This window comes from Kouleothrix sp., assembly GCF_046328425.1.
Lineage (GTDB): Bacteria > Chloroflexota > Chloroflexia > Chloroflexales > Roseiflexaceae > Kouleothrix.
Map to the genome: position 1 here is coordinate 12,232 of NZ_JAXLWP010000015.1, position 17,234 is coordinate 29,465.

Genomic DNA, 17,234 nt, shown 5'->3' on the forward strand with positions numbered 1-17,234 from the left:
TTCCGCCTACGGCGCGCGCAAGTCGTCGACCGTCAGGTCGCTAGGGCGCGTCTCGTACACCAGGCCGAAGAAGTCGCGGCCCTGCACCACGTACTCCTGCACACTGCCGTCGGGCAGCACGCCAAGCTGGCGCACGCCGGCCATGTCTTCAAACACCCACTCGAGGTGCAGGCATTCGAGGTTGTAGAGCAGCGCGCGCACCGGCAGGCCGTCGGGCAGAAAGTAGGTGCCGCCCGCGATAAACTGCCGCGCAAACATGTCCATAGGCTCGCTCCTTTGCGAAACAGAAGTAACCACCAAGACACGAAGACACCACGATCGAGAATGCCGTGTTGGTGCTTTTCAGCGTATGAGCGCTTGGTGCCTTGGTGCCTTGGCGGTAAACCGGCTTTTCAAACAGTCGCTCAGGGCCACGCCCGGCCAGCCGCAGTGCGGATGCCGTGCTATGCTACAATACCGCCGGAAATTGCGCAACGAAAGGCTCTTATGGCAACGCTCACACTGCTGCACGCGCGCCTGCTGGTCACGATCCTGCTGTTTTTCGGCGCGCTTTCGATCTGGGGGTTCGTCAGCTACCTGCGCAGCGACGGCATCTCGGGAAGCTACCGCGGCGCGCTGGCGATCGGCGAGCTGCTGATGATCGCCGAGTTTCTGCTGGGCCTGACGCTGTATCTCGGCGGCGACCGGCCCTACCGCGCGAGCATCCACATTCTCTACGGCATTGTCGCGGTGATCACGCTGCCCGGCACCTTCGCCTACACCCGCGGGCGCGACGGCCGCTGGGAGCAGCTGATCTACGTGACGGTGTGCCTGTTCCTGTGCGGCATCGCGCTGCGCTCGCTCACCACCGGCCGGCTCATCCAGCCGTAGGCCACGCATATCGGCCAAAAGTCGGATGCGCGCCCGCTTGACAAGCGCGCCGCCGGCGTGATATTCTTGCTTTGCGTTATATCGAACGCAAAAGCCCGTAGTGTAACTACCAAGCATCCGAAAGGTGGAATGTAGCATGGCTAGCGTCAAGAAGCTCATCACAACCGAGAGCTTCTGCACTCGCGAGCGGCTCGATCGCTCTGCTGGTGCCTTCGCTCGCGGCCATACTGCGCCCATTTTCCGGAAGCTCCACTGCTGATTCACAGCACATCCTGAGCTAACGGGCCGTGGGCGACAGGCAGCATCGCTCACGGCCTTTTTGTGTCTTCGACACGGCCGTGGGCGACGCCAGGAGCGTCCCCACGGCCTTTTGTGTGCCGCGCACGCGCCGTGGAACAGAAGCAGAGCCGACCAATGCCGACACCGAACCCGGAACAATCGCCCGAGGCCGCGCGAAAGCGCGCGAGGCCCACCGGAATGCGAAGGAGCACCGCCTTGATTATCCAGGATCGCGACGGCTCGCTGTTGAAAGAGCCCAAGCCACCACGAAATAGCGCGCTGAGCAAACCGGCCTACCGGGTCGAGATTCCCGCCAGCACGCTCGACGAGCACAGCAGCCTGATCGAGCGCGTGATCGCCTTTGCGTTCGACACGCTGGGCGCGCGGCACCTCGACGTACGCGTGCGCGAGTACGAGTAGCAAGTATTTCCCGCCCCGCGCGGGGCGCATGAAGCAAGCAAAGGATGGCATGATGAAGCCTGCATCACACAGCGCAACCAACGGCCAGGCGGCCCACGAGGAAGTTGTGGCGCTCGAGATCACCGGCGCCTACAAGCGCTTCCGCAAAGAGAGCGGCCCGCAGCCGGCGTTCTGGAAGCGCAGCGGCCGCCCCAAGCGCGAGCTGACGGTGGCCGTCGATAATATCTCGATCCGCGTGCCGCGCGGCGAGATCTTCGGGCTGCTCGGCGCCAACGGGTCTGGCAAATCGACGCTGATCCGGCTGGTGTCGACGCTGCTGATCCCCGACGGCGGCGATATCCGCGTGTTCGGCTACGACGTGCACAACGACGAGCGCATCGTCCGGCGCCTGATCAACCGCGTCAGCGTCGAGGCGTCGTTCTTCAAAAAGCTCTCGGCGCTCGAAAACCTGATGTACGCCGCCCGGCTCTACGATATGCCGATCGACGAGGCCCGCCAGAAGGCCGTGTTCATTCTCGGCAAGCTCGGCATGGCCGAGAAGCGCCTGTACGAGCCGCTGGAAAATATGTCGCGCGGGATGCAGCAGAAGGTGGCGATCGCCCGCGGCCTGCTGACCGCGCCGGTGCTGCTGCTGCTCGACGAGCCCACCACCGGGCTCGACCCGCGCTCGAAGCAGGATGTGCAGCGCTTCATCCAGCGCATGCGCCGCGAGCACGACACCACCGTGTTTCTGACGACCCACGACATGGATGAGGCCGACCGGCTGTGCGACCGGATCGCGGTGATCGCCGACGGCAAGATCGTGGCGCTCGACACGCCCGCCGAGCTGAAGCGCCAGATCGGCGCGCAGAGCGGCAAGAACGGCAGCGCCACAATGGAAGACGTGTTCCTGGCGCTCACCGGCAAAAGCCTCGACGACGACTTCGAGGTCGAGGCCGAGACCGCCGAAATGGCCGAACCTGCATATAGCGAAGGGGACTAGCTTGCAAGGACTCGTGCTGAAAGCGCAGAGCGGCTTCTTCTGGGTGCAGACCGACGCGGGCGTGCTGGAGTGCCGGCTGCGCGGCCGCCTGAAGAAAGACCGGCTGGCGACCGACATCGCCGTGATCGGCGATGCGGTGGAGGTGACCCAGGTAACGCCAACTACCGGCGCGATCGAGGCGGTGGAGCCACGCCGCACCCGCCTGGCGCGCCGCGCCGCCGGCTCGCGCGGGGTGTGGAGCGAAGACGTGCTGGTGGCGAATGTCGACCAGGTGCTGCTGGTGTTCGCCTGCGCCGACCCGCCGCTCTCGCCGCGCATGCTCGACCGCTACCTGGTGCTGACCGAGGCCGAGGAGCTCGACACGGTGATCGTGGCGAACAAGCTCGACCTGGTGAGCGACGAGCAGGCGCGCGCGCTGTTCGCCGTGTACGAGCAGGTCGGCTACCCGGTGATCTACACCAGCACCAAGCAGGGCCACGGCATCGCCGAGCTGCGCGCGCGGCTGGCCGGCCGGATCAGCGTGGTAACCGGCAAGTCGGGCGTGGGCAAGAGCAGCCTGCTCAACGCGGTGCAGCCCGGCCTGGGCCTGGCCACCGGCGAGGTCAGCGCGTCGCTGCACAAGGGCCGCCATACGACGACCGTGGCCGAGCTGCACCCGGTCGACGCGGCGGCGGGCGGCTACGTGGCCGACACGCCCGGCATCCGCGAGCTGGGGCTGTGGCGCCTGGCCAAAGATACGCTCGACTGGTGCTACCGCGAGTTCCGGCCATTTCTCGACGAGTGCTACTTCGCCGGCTGCACGCACATCCACGAGCCCGACTGCGGCGTGCGCGCGGCGCTGGCCGCCGGCCAGATCGACGCCGCTCGGTACGAGAGCTATGTGAAGCTGTACGACGAAGCCGCCTAGGCGTGCGGCAGATCAGAAAGGAGGCCAGCTATGCACAAGGCACACACACTGGCTGTTCCACGCAATGCAATAAGGAGCGCATCGTATGCCTACCCAAACTGCCCTGCTGCTGATCGACGTACAGGTTGGGCTGACTTCTGGCGCCGCGCCGGTGTATGGCGCGGCCGAGGTGCTGGCGCGAATCGCCGAGCTGCGCGCGCGCGCGCGGGCCGCCGGCGCGCCGGTGCTGTATATGCAAGATAAAGACGTCGGCGGCGTTGGCTCGCTGGCCTGGCAGATCGACCCGGCCGTCGCGCCGGCCGACGGCGAGCTGGTGCTGCGCAAAGCCTGGGCCGATTCGTTCTACCAGACAGCGCTGCACGACGAGCTGCGCGCGCGCGGCGTCGTTCACCTGGTGATCGCCGGGCTGAAAAGCGACGCCTGCGTGTTTATGACAAGCACGCGCGCCGTGGCGCTGGGCTACGACGTGACGCTGGCCGCCGACGCGCACAGCACCACCGACAACGACGTGATCGGCGCCGCGCAGGCGAGCGCGTATATCAACGACCTGCTGTACGGCTTTGGCGCCGAGGATGGCTTCGGCCAGGGCCAGCACTGCATCACCGTGCGGCCCGCCGCCGAGATCGCCTTCGGCGCGCGCTAGCCGCCTGGGGCGCCGAGCACAGACAAAAGCAAGGAGCGCGCTGCCGCGGGCAGAATCGGCCCACGGCGCAGCCGCCCGCGCTTGCCGCATGAAACGAAAGGAGCACGCCATATGACTGCCAGATCGCACACCGGCCACCCGTTCGCCACTGCCGAGAAACATTGCTAATTCGAGGCGCACCTGCCTGGCGCGGCGCCTCGCGGAGGGTAGCATAGCCATGCCACGGGTACACCTGCCTATATACGACCTTGACGCGATCGACGAGCTGGAAGAGCAGGATGAATTGGGCGATCGCGTGCGCCTGAATACGGCCGATAGCCGCCGCGACACGCGCACCAGCGACGGCCGCGGCGAGCGGCGCTTCGGCGGGGCCGAGGCGCTGGCCCGCAAGCGCGCCGACCGGCGCAAGAATGTAACGCGTGGCGTTCGCCGCGCCTGAGCGACGACGAGCGTGACGAGCCTACGGCCTTCCCGCAATCGCCCTAGCATAGAAACGAGGTAGATCGTGACATCGACAAGCGAGCCCGCCGGCCGTCCGGAGGTCATCCCCGGCGAGCGGATTTTTCTCAGCCACGTGCTGCGCGAAGACGTGCCGCTCTACGGCCGCTGGTTCAGCGACCTTGAGCTGAACACCTACGTGGGCCTCACCGGCAACAGCTACACGACCGAGCACGAGCAGGCGTGGTACGACAACATGGTGCACGACAGCAGCCGCCGGATCTTCAGCATTGTGCTGCGCGAAGACGGCCGCACGATCGGCAATGTTAGCTTCAACCGGATCGAAGAGCGCAAGCGCGCCGCCGAGCTTGGCATCGCGATCGGCGATAAGTCGGCCTGGAGCCAGGGCTACGGCACCGAGGCGCTGCGGCTGATGTGCGACTACGGCTTTACGTTCCTGAGCCTGCACACAATCTATCTCTGGTTCACCGAGTTCAACAAGCGCGGGCAGCGCGCCTACCGCAAGGCCGGCTTCCGCGACGCCGGGCGCATCCGCGGCGGCGAGCTGTTCGACGGCCGGCACTACGATCGGGTGCTGATGGATATCACGCGCGAAGACTTCGGCCCGACCACGCTGGGCCGCCTGATCGGCCAGCTGCCAACCTGACGACCAACTGCAGCGTGGCGCCGCCCGCATAGGCGCGCCACGCCAGCGATACCGACGAGGATATGATGAATACGCTGACCATGCGCCCGTACGCGGGCGAAGCCGACCTGCCGGCGATCACCGGCCTGCTGAACGACTGCGACGCGGCTGACCATCTCGACGACAACTACGCGATCGACGATCTGCGGCTCGAGTTTGCCGACCCGCGGCTCGACCCGGCCAACGACCTGCGGCTGTGGGAAGATGCCGACGGCGCGCTGATCGCCTTCGGGCAGGTGTGGATCGACAGCGACGCCGAGGCGGTCGAGGGCTCGCTGTACTGGCGCGTAGCGCCGGCCGCGCGCGGCGGCGACATTGAAGACGAAATCATGGCATGGGCGAGCGGCCGGGTGCGCGAGCAGGCGCGCGCCGAGGCGAAAGCCGCGCGCCTGCGCTGTAGCACACGCAGCGAGTTCGCCTACGGCCACTCACTGCCCCAGCGCCACGGCATGGTCGTCAGCCGGCACTTCTTCCAGATGCGCCGGCCGCTCGACCAGCCGATCGAGCCGGCCACACTGCCGGCGGGCTTTGTGCTGCGCCACGTGGCGAGCGACGCCAATGTGGCCGCGTGGGTCGAGGCTTATAACCAGTCGTTTGTCGATCACTGGAACTTCCACCCGATAACGCTGGAGAGCCACCAGCACTGGCTGCAGCACCCGAGCTACCAGCCCGCGCACGACCTGATCGCCGTGGCCGAGGACGGCACCATCGCCGCGTTCAGCTTCTGCGTGATCGACGCCGCGGAAAATACCCGCAACCAGCGCAACGACGGCTGGATCGGCATCCTCGGCACCCGGCGCGGCTACCGCCGCCAGGGGCTCGGCCGGGCCATGCTGCTGGCCGGGCTGCACCGGCTGAAGGCCGACGGCGTAGACTACGCCCGCCTGAACGTCGACGCCGAGAACCCGAGCGGCGCGCTGCAGCTGTACGAGTCGGTCGGCTTCGGCGTGGTGCATAGCTGGCATAATTATGTCAAATCTTTGGACGAGTTGGTTCAGTAGACTTCGTCGGAAATAGGGGCCGGAGCGGCTCCCCCGCCATTAAAGTTAGGATTTGCGCAGTTGGCGCCCTCAGCCTTCGGCAGAGCGGCTTTCCGCGCTGAGCGGGGAAAGCCGCACACAGAAGATGCACATGCACCACGCCGCCGCAGGCTCAATCGCGTACCGTGAGGAAGCCAAGTCACGCAAGAGCGTAACTCCTTAAAGTCTCATACGGAGGCAACACCTATGACAACTCTACCCCGCCGCGGCGGCGAGCTTGGGCGCGAGCTACGCGCCGCATACGCGTTCGTCGAGCGCAACGCCAACCTGATCAAGCGCTACTGGGCCTGGGAGCTGGTGTGGCTGGCCTACTCGATCGTCAGCTCGCTGGCGGTGACGCTGATCGGCAAGGCGTCAAGCGAGATCACCGGCGTGGCGATGACCGCCGAGCAGATCAATACCTTTATTCTGTTCCTAATGGTCGGCACGCTGGTGTGGCACTACCTGGCGATGGTGTTCGACCTGGTGAGCGAGGCGATCCAGTGGGAGCGCTGGGAAGGCACGATCGAGTACACCTTCATGGCGCCGATCTCGCGCCTGACGCACCTGCTGGGCCAGGCGGCCTTCGCGGTGCTGTACGGCGTGCTGCACACCTCGATCATCATGGGCATCGTGGCGCTGTTCTTCAAGGTGGATCTGAGCAACGCCAATGTGCCGAGCATGCTGCTGATCGTAGTGACCGGCAGCCTGAGCTTCATCGGCCTGGGCATGTTCGCCGCAGTGCTGCCGCTGCTCTCGCCCGAGAAGGGCCTGCAGATGACCAACATCATCAAGACGCTGGTGCTGCTGGTGAGCGGCGTGTACTACCCGATCAGCGTGCTGCCCGGCTGGATGCAGGTGTTCGCCAAGATCTCGCCGGCCGCCTACATGCTCGAGGGCATGCGCAAGGCGCTGCTCGAAGGCATCGGCGTGCGCGCGGCATTCCTGCCGTATATCGTGCCGCTGCTGATCACCGGCCTGATCACCATCCCGACCGGGCTGTACGCCTTTAGCCGCGCCGAGCGCTACGCCAAGGCCACCGGCAAGCTCAAGCGCAACGGCTAAGCGCGACACAATCGCTGGCCGGCTAGTTCGCTGCCAGCCGGCCGCCACGAGGCACAATCCATGCTACAAGGACCGCGAGTGACCCTGCGCGCCGTCGAGCGCGCCGACATACAGCGGCTGCACGAGCTGTACCAGAGCGTCGAGCTGGGCATCCTGGCCGACGGCCACTGGCAGCCAGTGCCGCTGGCCGCACGCGAGAAGCGCTTCGAGCGCGGCCTCGATCGCGACGAGCGAACTTGGTTCGTGATCGAGACCGACGGCCGCATGATTGGCGATATCGAGCTGCACAGCCTCGATCGGCGCTCGCGCGTGGCCGGGCTGGGCGTGGCGATCTTCGATGCCGACTACCTGGGCAAAGGCTACGGGCGCGAGGCGATCGGCCTGCTGCTCAACTGGGCCTTCCGCATCCAGAACTACGAGCGCGTCTGGCTGAGCACCTGGAGCACCAACGAGCGCGCGATTCACTGCTACCGCGCGCTTGGCTTCGTCGAAGAGGGCCGCCAGCGCCGGCAGCTGTTTGTCAATGGCACCTATATCGATGTCGTACTCATGGGCCTGCTGCGCGGCGAGTGGCAGGCTGGCACTAAAGGAGCACCCCATGCTACGCGGTAAACGAGTGACGCTGCGCTCCGTCGAGCGCGACGATATGAAACGCTTCCACGAGCTCGAGCGCAATGTCGAGCTGGTGCTGCTGGCCGATGGCCACTGGCAGCCCACGCCGCTGGCGGCGATCGAGAAAGACTTTGAAAAGCACCTCGACCGCGAGGAAAAAGCCTGGTTCGTGATCGAGGTCGGCGGCGTGGTGATCGGCGGCTGCGGGCTGCACCACATGCACCGCCGCGACGGCTCCACCGAGTTCGGGATCGGGATCTACGACCCGGAGTACGTCGGCAAGGGCTATGGCCGCGAGGCGATCGGCCTGCTGCTGCGCTGGGCCTTCCAGGTCGAAAACTGGCGGCGCGTCGGCCTGACCACCCTGGCCTGCAACGAGCGCGCGATCCAGTGCTACCGCGCGCTTGGCTTCGTCGAAGAGGGCCGGATGCGCGAGCAGGCGTTCTTCGGCGGCCAGTACGTCGACGTGCTGCAGATGGGCATGCTGCGCCGCGAGTGGGAGGCGCGCCAGCCATGACCGACGACACCTTCGACGAGCCGTATGCCGACTACGCCGCGCGCTTCGACGACGAGGCGCGCGCGCGGCCGGCCAAGCGCGCGCGCAAGCCCGCCGCGCCGCGCCCCGATGTGTCCGAGCTGGCCGAGGCATCGGGCCTGGAGGCCGGCTTCGTCACCACCTACCAGCCGGCGCGCTACGAGGCGATCTGGCTGCTCGACTCGCTGCGGCCATTCTACGACGAGCGGCTGATCACCGACGTGCTGGCGCAGGTCAAGGGCGGCAAAGAGGCCAGCGTGTATCGCTGCGCCGCCGACCCGACCACCGGCGCGGCATCGCTGGCCGCCAAGATCTACCGCCCGCGCCAGTTCCGCAACCTGCGCAACGACGCCATGTACCGCGAGGGCCGCGCGATCCTCACGGCCGACGGCCGGCCTGCCAAGAAGACCGACCACCGGCTCATGCGCGCGGTGGGCAAAAAGACCGCGTTCGGCGCGCAGGTGTCGCACACCTCGTGGGTGATGTTCGAGTACACCACGATCGAGCGCCTACACGCCGCCGGCGCCAGCGTGCCAAAGCCCTACGCCGCCGCCGAGAACGGCATCCTGATGGAATACTTCGGCGACGAGCGCCGCGCAGCGCCCACCCTCAACGAAACCAGCCTGCCGCGCAGCGTGGCCGTGCGGCTGTTCGAGAGCGTGCTGCACGACGTCGAGCTGCTGCTCGGGCAGGGTATGGTGCACGGCGACCTTTCGGCCTACAACATGCTGTTCTGGGATGGGCGTGTGATCATGATCGACTTCCCGCAGGTGGCGGCGATCAGCGGCAACCGCCAGGCCGAGTTCATCCTGCGGCGCGATATCGCGCGGGTGTGCGAGTACTTTGCCCGCCAGGGCGTGCGCTGCAACCCCGGCGCGCTCGCCACCAGTATGTGGGCGCGCTACGGCCGCGAGGACGACAGCGAGCTTGCAGAGGAGCTTGAGCTATGACTACGCACCTGCTCAGCAACCCAGCCTACCGCCGCGACATGGGCGGCGGCCTGGTGCTGCGCTGGTCGGGCGCGCGCGATGCCGAGCGCATCGCCGCGCTGTACGCCGAGGTATTCAGGCGCGCCAAAGACGACCCGCCAAACCTGCTGATGGCCGCCTGGACGCGCGAGCTGATGAGCGGCCGGCACCCGCTGATCGGCGCGGGCGACTTCGCGCTGGTGGAGAACACGCGCGACGGCACGATCGCCGCCTCGACCTGCCTGATCCGCCAGACCTGGAGCTACGAGGGTATTCCGCTCGCGGTTGGCCGGCCCGAGATCGTCGGCACGCGCGACGGCTACCGCGAGCGCGGGCTGGTGCGGGCGATCTTCGAGCTGATCCACGCGCGCGGCGCCGCCGATGGCCAGCTGGCCCAGGGCATCACCGGCATCCCGTTCTACTACCGCCAGTTTGGCTACGAATACGCCGCCGACCTGGGCGGCGAGCGCTATATCTATTTCAGCGCCATCCCGCGCCTCGCCGAGGGCCAGGCCGAGCCGTTCGTGCTGCGCGACGCCACGCCGGCCGACCTGCCGCGCGTGCTGGCGCTCTACGACCAGGATCGGCAGCGCGCGCCGGTTTCCACGCAGCTCGACGTGGAGTACCTGCGCTGGGTGCTCGAGGGCCAGAGCGCCGAGGCCGCCGAAGGCTGGCGCACCCAGCTGATCGCCGGCGCGGCCGATGCTGCGGCGGTGGGCTACGTGCTGACGCACCGGCGCCGCTGGGGCGACGCGCTGCCGGTGCTGGCGCTGGGCTTTGCGCCGGGTGTGCCGCTGCCGGCCGCGCTGCCGAGCGTGCTGCGCGCGCTGATGGCCCAGGCCCCCGGCGCGTTCGCCCCGCGCCCGAACACACCGCCGCCGGCGCGGCTCTCGCTGGTGCTCGGGCGCGAGCACCCGGCCTACGCCGCGCTCGACCCCATGCTGGCGGCCACCTACGAGGCGCCCTACGCCTGGTATGTGCGCGTGCCAGATCTGCCGGCGTTCGTGCGCCACGTGGCGCCGGCGCTCGAGCGGCGGCTGGCCGGCTCGATCATGGCAGGCTACAGCGGCGAGCTGCGGCTCGACTTCTACCGCGGCGGCCTGCGGCTGGCCTTTGAGCAGGGCCGCCTGCGCGCCGCCGAGCCCTGGAACGCGCGCGCGGTGGCGTGGGGCCCCAAGCCCAACGGCGGCTTCCCGCCGCTGGTGTTTCTGCAGCTGCTGTTCGGGCACCGCAGCCTCAGCGAGCTGCGCTACGCCTTCCCCGACGTGTGGGCCGAGGAAGAGGCCCGCCCCGCGCTCGAGGCGCTGTTCCCCTCCCGGCCGGCGTGGGTGCTGCCGCTCGACTAACGCTGCGTCTCCACACTGCACGGGCGCGATCGATCGCGCCCGTGCGCCTTTGTGCGCCCGGCCGGTGCGCCACCCCGGCCGCAGATTCTAACGCCGCTCTTACACCGCCATATGGGCCTGGTCCACCACATGTATGCTATACTGTTCCCGACGTGCTGCAATTGTGTGGCACGACACCCACGGGGGTCAGAATGAGATTAGAGCGATTCACCGATAAGGCGCAAGAGGCATTCCAGGAAGCCCAAGAGATCATGCACGAGCAGCACCATACGCAGCTCGACGTCGAGCATATCTTCCTGGCGATGCTGCGTCAGCGCGACGGGCTCGCCAACCGCGCGCTCAGCCGGCTCGGGATCGATACCGATACAATCGCGCAGCGCGTCGAGCGCGAGCTTGAAAAATCGCCCAAGGTGTACGGCCAGTACGGCTACGGCAACCAGGTGTATATCACGCCGCGCACGCAGCGGCTGGTCAAGCGCGCCGAGGAAGAGGCCGCTCGCCTGAACGACCAGTACGTCGGCATCGAGCACCTGCTGATCGCGATCAGCGGCGAGCGCGAGGGCGCCTCGTCGCGCATCCTCAATAGCTTTGGCGTCGACCAGGAGCGCGTCTACCAGGCGCTGATGGACATCCGCGGCAGCCAGCGCGCCGACAACCCCGGCGCCGAGGGCCGCTACGAGATCCTGGGCAAATACTCCACCGACCTGACCGAGCTGGCCAAGCAGGGCAAGCTCGACCCGGTGATCGGCCGCGATGCCGAGATCACCCGCGTGATCCGCATCCTCTGCCGCCGCACCAAGAACAACCCGGTGCTGGTGGGCGAAACCGGCGTGGGCAAGACGGCGATCGCCGAGGGCATGGCCCAGCGGATCGTCTCGGGCGATGTGCCGCTGCCGCTGAAAGACCGCAAGCTGCTCTCGCTCGACCTGGCCGGCATGGTCGCGGGCTCGAAGTTCCGTGGCGAGTTCGAAGAGCGCCTCAAGGCCGTGATGGAAGAGGTGCGCGCCGCCCAGGGCCAGGTGATCCTGTTCATCGATGAGCTGCACACGGTAGTGGGCGCGGGCGCGGCCGCCGGCTCGATCGACGCCTCGAACATGCTCAAGCCCGGCCTCTCGCGCGGCGAGATGCAGGTGATCGGCGCTACCACGATCGACGAGTACCGCAAGCATATCGAGAAAGACGCCGCGCTCGAGCGCCGCTTCAGCCCGGTATTCGTCGAGGAGCCGGATGTCGAAACCACGATCGAGATGCTGCGCGGCCTGCGCAAGCGCTACGAAGAGCACCACGCGCTGACGATCTCCGACGAGGCGATCGAGGCCGCCGCGCGCCTTTCCAGCCGCTATATCGCCGACCGGTTCCTGCCCGACAAGGCGATCGACCTGATCGACGAGGCCTCGGCTAAGCTGCGGATCGACATCTACTCGATGCCCAACGACCTGCGGGCCCAGGAGGCCGAGCTCGACCGGCTGCGCCGCGAGGAGGAAGACGCCGGCGCCCGCCGCGACTACGAGCGCGCCGCGACACTGCGCGCGCGCTTCCTGGCGATCGAGCACGAGTTCAGCACCGCGCGCGACCTGTGGCTCAAGAGCTCGAACCTCGACGAGGTCGTCGACGAAGAAGATGTCGCGGCGGTCGTCTCGAACTGGACGGGCGTGCCCGTCAGCCGTATGCTCGAGACCGAGCGCGAAAAGCTGGTAGAGATGGAGGCGCGGCTGCACGAGCGCGTGATCGGCCAGCACGAGGCGATCGTGGCGCTCTCCGATGCCATCCGCCGCGCCCGCAGCGGCCTGAAAGACCCCAGCCGCCCGATCGGCTCGTTTATCTTCGTCGGCCCAACCGGCGTGGGCAAAACCGAGCTGGCCAAGGCGCTGGCCGAGTTTCTGTTCGACAGCGAAGATGCCATGACCCGCGTGGATATGAGCGAGTTCCAGGAGCGCCACACCGTCAGTCGCCTGATCGGCGCGCCGCCCGGATACGTCGGCTACGACGACGCCGGCCAGCTGACCGAGAGCGTGCGGCGCCGGCCGTACCAGGTGGTGCTGTTCGACGAGATCGAGAAGGCCCACCCCGACGTGTTCAACACGCTGCTGCAGGTGCTCGACGACGGCCGCCTGACCGACGGCCAGGGCCACACCGTCGACTTCCGCAACACCGTCGTGATCATGACATCGAACGTGGGCACCGAGCACGTGCGCCAGCAGAGCATCGGCCTGGTGCGCCAGCACGACCGCAACGCCGAGGAGGCTGCGCGCGAGCGCGTGCACGAGGCGCTGCGCCAGGCGTTCCGCCCCGAGTTCCTGAACCGCATCGACGATATTATTGTCTTCAGCGCGCTGACCGAGGCCGAGCTGACGCAGATCGTCGACCTGCTGGTGGCCGAGGTGGCCGACCGGCTGCGCGAGCAGAACCTCAGCCTCGAGCTGACGCCGGCCGCCAAGGCCCTGCTGGTACGCGAGGGCTATGTGCCGGCCTACGGCGCCCGCCCGCTGCGCCGCACCATCCAGCGCCTGATCGAGACGCGGCTCTCGCGCGATATCCTCAAGGGCCAGTTCAAGGCCGGCGACGTGATCCTCGTCGACGCAAATGGCCGCGAGCTGACCTTCGGCAAACGCGAGACGCTTGAGCTGAGCCAGAAGAAGCCGGCTGCGCCGCTCGGGGCGTAAACAGCGATCCACAGGCGACGCAGATGATACCAACTCGCGCAGCCCTGCCCGGCTTTGTCGGGCAGGGCTGCGCGATTTTGATGCGCTCCTACCCCTACGCCGCACCCGCCAGGTTGTAGAACACCCGCCAGGCGCGGTACACCTCGACATAGCTGGTGTGGCTGTACTGCACCACGCGGTGGTCCAGGCGCTCGCTCCCCGGCATCAGCGCGGCCATCTCGGCCTGGCCGGTGTTCACGAACTCGACCTTCAGCGCATACGGCGCGTCGAAGCGCAGCGGCCCGCGCCGCTGCGCCAGCGCGGCGCGGGCGCCCTCGCGTACCAGCCGGCGCGCCTCGGCGACGGGCAGGCAGCGCGCCGCGCTGCGGCTGTACGCCTCCTTCACCTGCACCGTGGCCACCTCGCCCAGCAGCGCGCGCGCCTCGGCCGTCGCCATTTGGTCGCCCGTCACCAGCGCTACCGGCACGCCGTGAAACCCCGCGAACGCGGCGTTGATGCCGATCTCGCCTACCTCGCGGCCATTCAGCCACACGTGGTGGATCGCATCGGTGTAGGTGTGGTCGATCGAGGCCGGCGAGGTGCCGCTCATGGCGTGGTAGCCCACAAACAGCGCCGCGTCAAACGACGCGTCGAGCCCCTGCACCATCGAGAAAGGCTTGGGCGAGCCCGAGATCAGCTCGGCGGCGGGGTGCAGCTCCTCGATCCGCAGGTTGCGCATGTTCCAGTGCGAGTCGTTCACCACCACGCGCGCCGCGCCGGCCGCTAGCGCACCCTCTACCGCAGCGTTCACTTCGCCCAGCATCAGCGCGCAGGCCCGGTCGTACTCGCGCGCGCCTGGCTCGGTCTGCGCGCCGTGCACCACACCCGAGATCCCTTCCATGTCGGCGGAAATATACACGTTCATCGCGAGGCCCTCCTGTTCAGCGGGTAGCGGCCTATCTTACCACGCGCGCTAGCCGCCCACGACGGCACGCGAGTTGCAAGCGAATCAGCGACACCATTGGCATGCGCCTGGCACAATTGCACACCTGCGCCGCGCGTTGCGGCACCGGCCACTAAACACCCCGTGGCCGGCTGCCTATGGCCGCTGCTCAGGCCAGGCCGAAGAGCAAAGGAGCACCACCAGGGCACATACAGCGAAACAGCGGCGGTGCGGGCCACCGCCTCGGATCGGAGAGGAAAAGGAGCACACCATGAGATACCACTCCACGCGGCGCGCGATCGCGCTGCTGGTGCTGGTTGGCTTGCTTGCGGCCTGTGGCGGCACCAGCGGCCAGCCAGGTGCCGAGCAGGCCGCCACCCCAGCCGCCGGAGCCACCACGCCAGCCGTCGGAGCCACTGCCCCAGCCGCTGCGGCCACTGCCCCGGCCGGCGGCGCAGCCGGGCCGAAGCTCAACTCCAATGTCGCAGGCACCGTCGAATTCTGGCACTTCTGGTCGTCGCCGGTGCGGCGCAACGCCATCCGGCGGATCATCGCGCTGTGCGCCCAGCAGCTGCCAAACATCAAAGTGAACGAGACGCCCAAGCCGTTCGGCGATATCTGGACCGCCAACGTGGCAGCGGTGTCGGCCGGCTCGGGCATGCCCGACGTGATCGTCGAGGATCGGCCGCAGCTGGCGCAGCGCGCTGCCGATGGCATTGATCAGAGCCTGCAAGACCTGGCGGAGCGCGACGGGATCGACGGCGCGCAGTTCTGGCCGTTCACCTGGCAGCAGACACTATACGAGAATAAGACCTACGGCATCCCCTACGAGACCGACGTCGTGGTGCTGTACTGGAACAAGAATGCGTTCAAAGAGGCCGGCCTTGATCCCGAGAAACCGCCAAAGACCTGGGACGAAGTGCAGCAGTACGCCGACAAGCTCGACAAAAAGAACGCCAGCGGCGGCTACGACCGCATCGGCTTCTTCCCGCTGATCCGCGCGGGCGCCGAGACTTGGGGCTACACCAATGGCGTCGAGTGGATCGGCAAAGACGGCAAGCCGCAGATCAACACCCCGCAGGCCGCCGAGACGGTCAGCTGGATCAAGCAGTGGATCGACCGCTATGGCGGCTGGCCGAAAGTGCAGGAGTTCCGCAGCCAGTTCGCCGCCCCGCCGCAAGACGAGTTCATGAGCGGCAAGGTGGCCATGATCGCCGACATCAACGGCTACGCCTCGTTCCTGAACTTCTTTCGGCCCAAGGTGCCCACCGCCAACGGCGAAAGCGCCAACCTCGACTGGGGCGTGAGCGACCTGCCGTACAAGACCGCCAAGGGCAGCACCAGCGGCGGCTTTGCGCTGTCGGTCCCCACCGGCGCCAAGAACAAAGACGCGGCGTGGGAGTTCATCAAGTGCGCCACCGGCCAGCAGGCCCAAGCCTCGTGGGCGCGCGACACCTACGCCATGCCGGCGAACCAGCAGGCCGCCAACGACCCGGTGCTCTTGGCCGATCCCAGCTGGAAGTTCTTTGTCGACGCCATGAGCTACAGCTCGGGCGGCACCTTCTACCCGGCCTACCCGAACTGGAAAGAGCAGCTCGAGCAGCGCTACGAGAAAGTATGGAGCGGCGCGCTGGCACCGCAGCAGGCGCTCGACGAGGCGCAGAAAGCTGTGGAGCAGGGCGGCAACCCCTAAGAAGTTGTTTGAAAAGGGTGGTTTGGAGGGACGAAGTCCCTCCAAGTATCCACTTTTTTGGCGGGTGGCGGTCACGAATGTGGCCGCCACCCGCCAGAAGGGAAATGCGAGGGGCATAGCTCCTCGCGCACCCCCTTTTCAAACAGGCTCTTAAGAAAGAAGAAACCAATGGCACAACTGGCACAGGCGCGCGCCGGGCGGCGCCACGGCTGGTCGCGCGCGGCGCGGCGCGAGGCGCTGCACGGCTGGCTGTTCGCGCTGCCGTGGCTGCTGGGGTTCGCGCTGTTCACCGCCGGCCCGATGCTATTCTCGCTGTACACCAGCTTCACGCGCTACAACATGATCGCCGCGCCGCGCTGGCTCGGGCTGCGCAACTACCAGCAGATCCTCACCGCCGACGATCGCTTCTACATCGCGCTGAAAAACACCTTCTGGATGGTGGGCGTGAAGGTGCCGATCGTGGTGGTCGTGTCGATCGCGATCGCGCTGCTACTGAACATGAACCTGCCGGGCGCCAAAGCCTTCCGCGCCATCCTGTACCTGCCGAGCCTGCTGGCCGGCGCGGCGGCGGTGTTCCTGTGGCGCTGGATCCTGGCGCCGCAGGGCCTGCTCAACCGCGGCCTCGCGCTGCTGAGCATCCCCGGCCCGGCATGGTTCATCGACCCAAGCTGGACCAAGCCGGGGCTGGTGGTGATGGGGCTGTGGTACATCGGCGGCAACGTGCTGATCTACCTGGCCGGGCTGAAAGGCATCCCGCGCCAGCTCTACGACGCCGCCGAGATCGACGGCGCCGGCCGCTGGGACAAGCTGCGCTACATCACGCTGCCAATGCTTTCGCCCACGATCTTCTTCCAGGTGGTTACCGGCATCATTGGCACCTTCCAGATCTTCACCTCGGCCTATATTATCGTCAGCGGCTACGCCGACAACACCCGCGAGGGGCCAGGCCAGTCGCTGCTGTTCTATGTGCTGTATATGTACAACCGCGCCTTTGGGCGCACCGGCCAGGGTGGCTTCCAGATGGGCTATGCCTCGGCGCTGGCCTGGATCCTCATGCTGATCATCCTGGCGATCACGCTGGTGCAGCTGTGGCTGGCGCGCCGCTGGGTGTACTACGAGAACGAAGCCTCGCACTAGCGCCGGCGGCGCAGCCCGATGGGCGCACG

The 17,234-nt window shown here is 67.3% G+C and carries 18 protein-coding genes; 16 read left to right on the top strand and 2 right to left on the bottom strand.

What is annotated here, in order from left to right; genetic code table 11:
- Positions 1 to 6: 6 nt before the first annotated feature.
- Positions 7 to 264 (bottom strand): hypothetical protein, encoded by a 258-nt coding sequence (locus U0177_RS14935; RefSeq protein WP_409571444.1) that lies wholly within the window; start codon positions 262 to 264, stop codon positions 7 to 9.
- 222 nt (positions 265 to 486) lie between these two features.
- Here U0177_RS14935 and U0177_RS14940 point away from each other — a divergent pair, with 222 nt between their 5' ends.
- The 14 genes from U0177_RS14940 (at position 487) to U0177_RS15005 (ending at position 13,453) form a co-directional block, all read left to right on the top strand.
- Positions 487 to 870, top strand: coding sequence for a hypothetical protein (locus U0177_RS14940; protein ID WP_409571445.1), 384 nt, complete (start codon positions 487 to 489; stop codon positions 868 to 870).
- Between the two features lie 495 nt (positions 871 to 1,365).
- Positions 1,366 to 1,569 (top strand): hypothetical protein, encoded by a 204-nt coding sequence (locus tag U0177_RS14945; RefSeq protein WP_409571446.1) that lies wholly within the window; start codon positions 1,366 to 1,368, stop codon positions 1,567 to 1,569.
- A 52-nt stretch (positions 1,570 to 1,621) separates the two neighbouring features.
- Positions 1,622 to 2,551: an ABC transporter ATP-binding protein gene (locus U0177_RS14950; RefSeq protein ID WP_409571447.1), complete on the top strand. Its 930-nt coding sequence runs from the start codon at positions 1,622 to 1,624 to the stop codon at positions 2,549 to 2,551.
- Between the two features lies 1 nt (position 2,552).
- Positions 2,553 to 3,458 carry a ribosome small subunit-dependent GTPase A gene (gene rsgA, locus U0177_RS14955; protein ID WP_409571448.1) on the top strand — a complete coding sequence of 302 codons (906 nt, stop codon included), beginning with the start codon at positions 2,553 to 2,555 and terminating at the stop codon, positions 3,456 to 3,458.
- 85 nt (positions 3,459 to 3,543) lie between these two features.
- On the top strand, positions 3,544 to 4,101 hold the full coding sequence (locus tag U0177_RS14960; RefSeq protein ID WP_409571449.1) for an isochorismatase family protein: 558 nt from the start codon (positions 3,544 to 3,546) through the stop codon (positions 4,099 to 4,101).
- Between the two features lie 217 nt (positions 4,102 to 4,318).
- A complete protein-coding gene (locus U0177_RS14965) occupies positions 4,319 to 4,540 on the top strand; it encodes a hypothetical protein (RefSeq protein WP_409571450.1) in 222 nt (73 codons plus the stop codon).
- Positions 4,541 to 4,606: 66 nt separating this feature from the next.
- Positions 4,607 to 5,206 (top strand): GNAT family N-acetyltransferase, encoded by a 600-nt coding sequence (locus U0177_RS14970; RefSeq protein ID WP_409571451.1) that lies wholly within the window; start codon positions 4,607 to 4,609, stop codon positions 5,204 to 5,206.
- Positions 5,207 to 5,268: 62 nt separating this feature from the next.
- Positions 5,269 to 6,246, top strand: coding sequence for a GNAT family N-acetyltransferase (locus U0177_RS14975; protein WP_409571452.1), 978 nt, complete (start codon positions 5,269 to 5,271; stop codon positions 6,244 to 6,246).
- 225 nt (positions 6,247 to 6,471) lie between these two features.
- Positions 6,472 to 7,329, top strand: a complete 858-nt coding sequence (locus U0177_RS14980) for an ABC transporter permease (RefSeq protein WP_409571453.1) — start codon at positions 6,472 to 6,474, stop codon at positions 7,327 to 7,329.
- Positions 7,330 to 7,389: 60 nt separating this feature from the next.
- Positions 7,390 to 7,941: a GNAT family N-acetyltransferase gene (locus tag U0177_RS14985; RefSeq protein ID WP_409571454.1), complete on the top strand. Its 552-nt coding sequence runs from the start codon at positions 7,390 to 7,392 to the stop codon at positions 7,939 to 7,941.
- A complete protein-coding gene (locus tag U0177_RS14990; RefSeq protein ID WP_409571455.1) occupies positions 7,928 to 8,458 on the top strand; it encodes a GNAT family N-acetyltransferase in 531 nt (176 codons plus the stop codon). Before U0177_RS14985 ends, U0177_RS14990 begins: the two co-directional genes overlap by 14 nt.
- Positions 8,455 to 9,426 carry an RIO1 family regulatory kinase/ATPase gene (locus tag U0177_RS14995; RefSeq protein ID WP_409571456.1) on the top strand — a complete coding sequence of 324 codons (972 nt, stop codon included), beginning with the start codon at positions 8,455 to 8,457 and terminating at the stop codon, positions 9,424 to 9,426. The genes U0177_RS14990 and U0177_RS14995 overlap by 4 nt, the downstream gene beginning before the upstream one ends.
- The gene (locus U0177_RS15000) at positions 9,423 to 10,790 is read left to right on the top strand and encodes a GNAT family N-acetyltransferase (protein WP_409571457.1); all 1,368 of its coding nucleotides are present in this window, start codon (positions 9,423 to 9,425) and stop codon (positions 10,788 to 10,790) included. Before U0177_RS14995 ends, U0177_RS15000 begins: the two co-directional genes overlap by 4 nt.
- Positions 10,791 to 10,981: 191 nt before the next feature.
- Positions 10,982 to 13,453, top strand: coding sequence for an ATP-dependent Clp protease ATP-binding subunit (locus U0177_RS15005; RefSeq protein WP_409571458.1), 2,472 nt, complete (start codon positions 10,982 to 10,984; stop codon positions 13,451 to 13,453).
- A 94-nt stretch (positions 13,454 to 13,547) separates the two neighbouring features.
- Here U0177_RS15005 and U0177_RS15010 read toward each other — a convergent pair whose 3' ends face one another.
- The gene (locus U0177_RS15010) at positions 13,548 to 14,357 is read right to left on the bottom strand and encodes a M55 family metallopeptidase (RefSeq protein ID WP_409571459.1); all 810 of its coding nucleotides are present in this window, start codon (positions 14,355 to 14,357) and stop codon (positions 13,548 to 13,550) included.
- 289 nt (positions 14,358 to 14,646) lie between these two features.
- Here U0177_RS15010 and U0177_RS15015 point away from each other — a divergent pair, with 289 nt between their 5' ends.
- Positions 14,647 to 16,068, top strand: a complete 1,422-nt coding sequence (locus U0177_RS15015) for an ABC transporter substrate-binding protein (protein WP_409571460.1) — start codon at positions 14,647 to 14,649, stop codon at positions 16,066 to 16,068.
- A gap of 168 nt (positions 16,069 to 16,236) precedes the next feature.
- Entirely contained in the window at positions 16,237 to 17,205 is a 969-nt protein-coding gene (locus U0177_RS15020; protein WP_409571461.1) for a carbohydrate ABC transporter permease, read from the top strand.
- Positions 17,206 to 17,234: the final 29 nt, after the last annotated feature.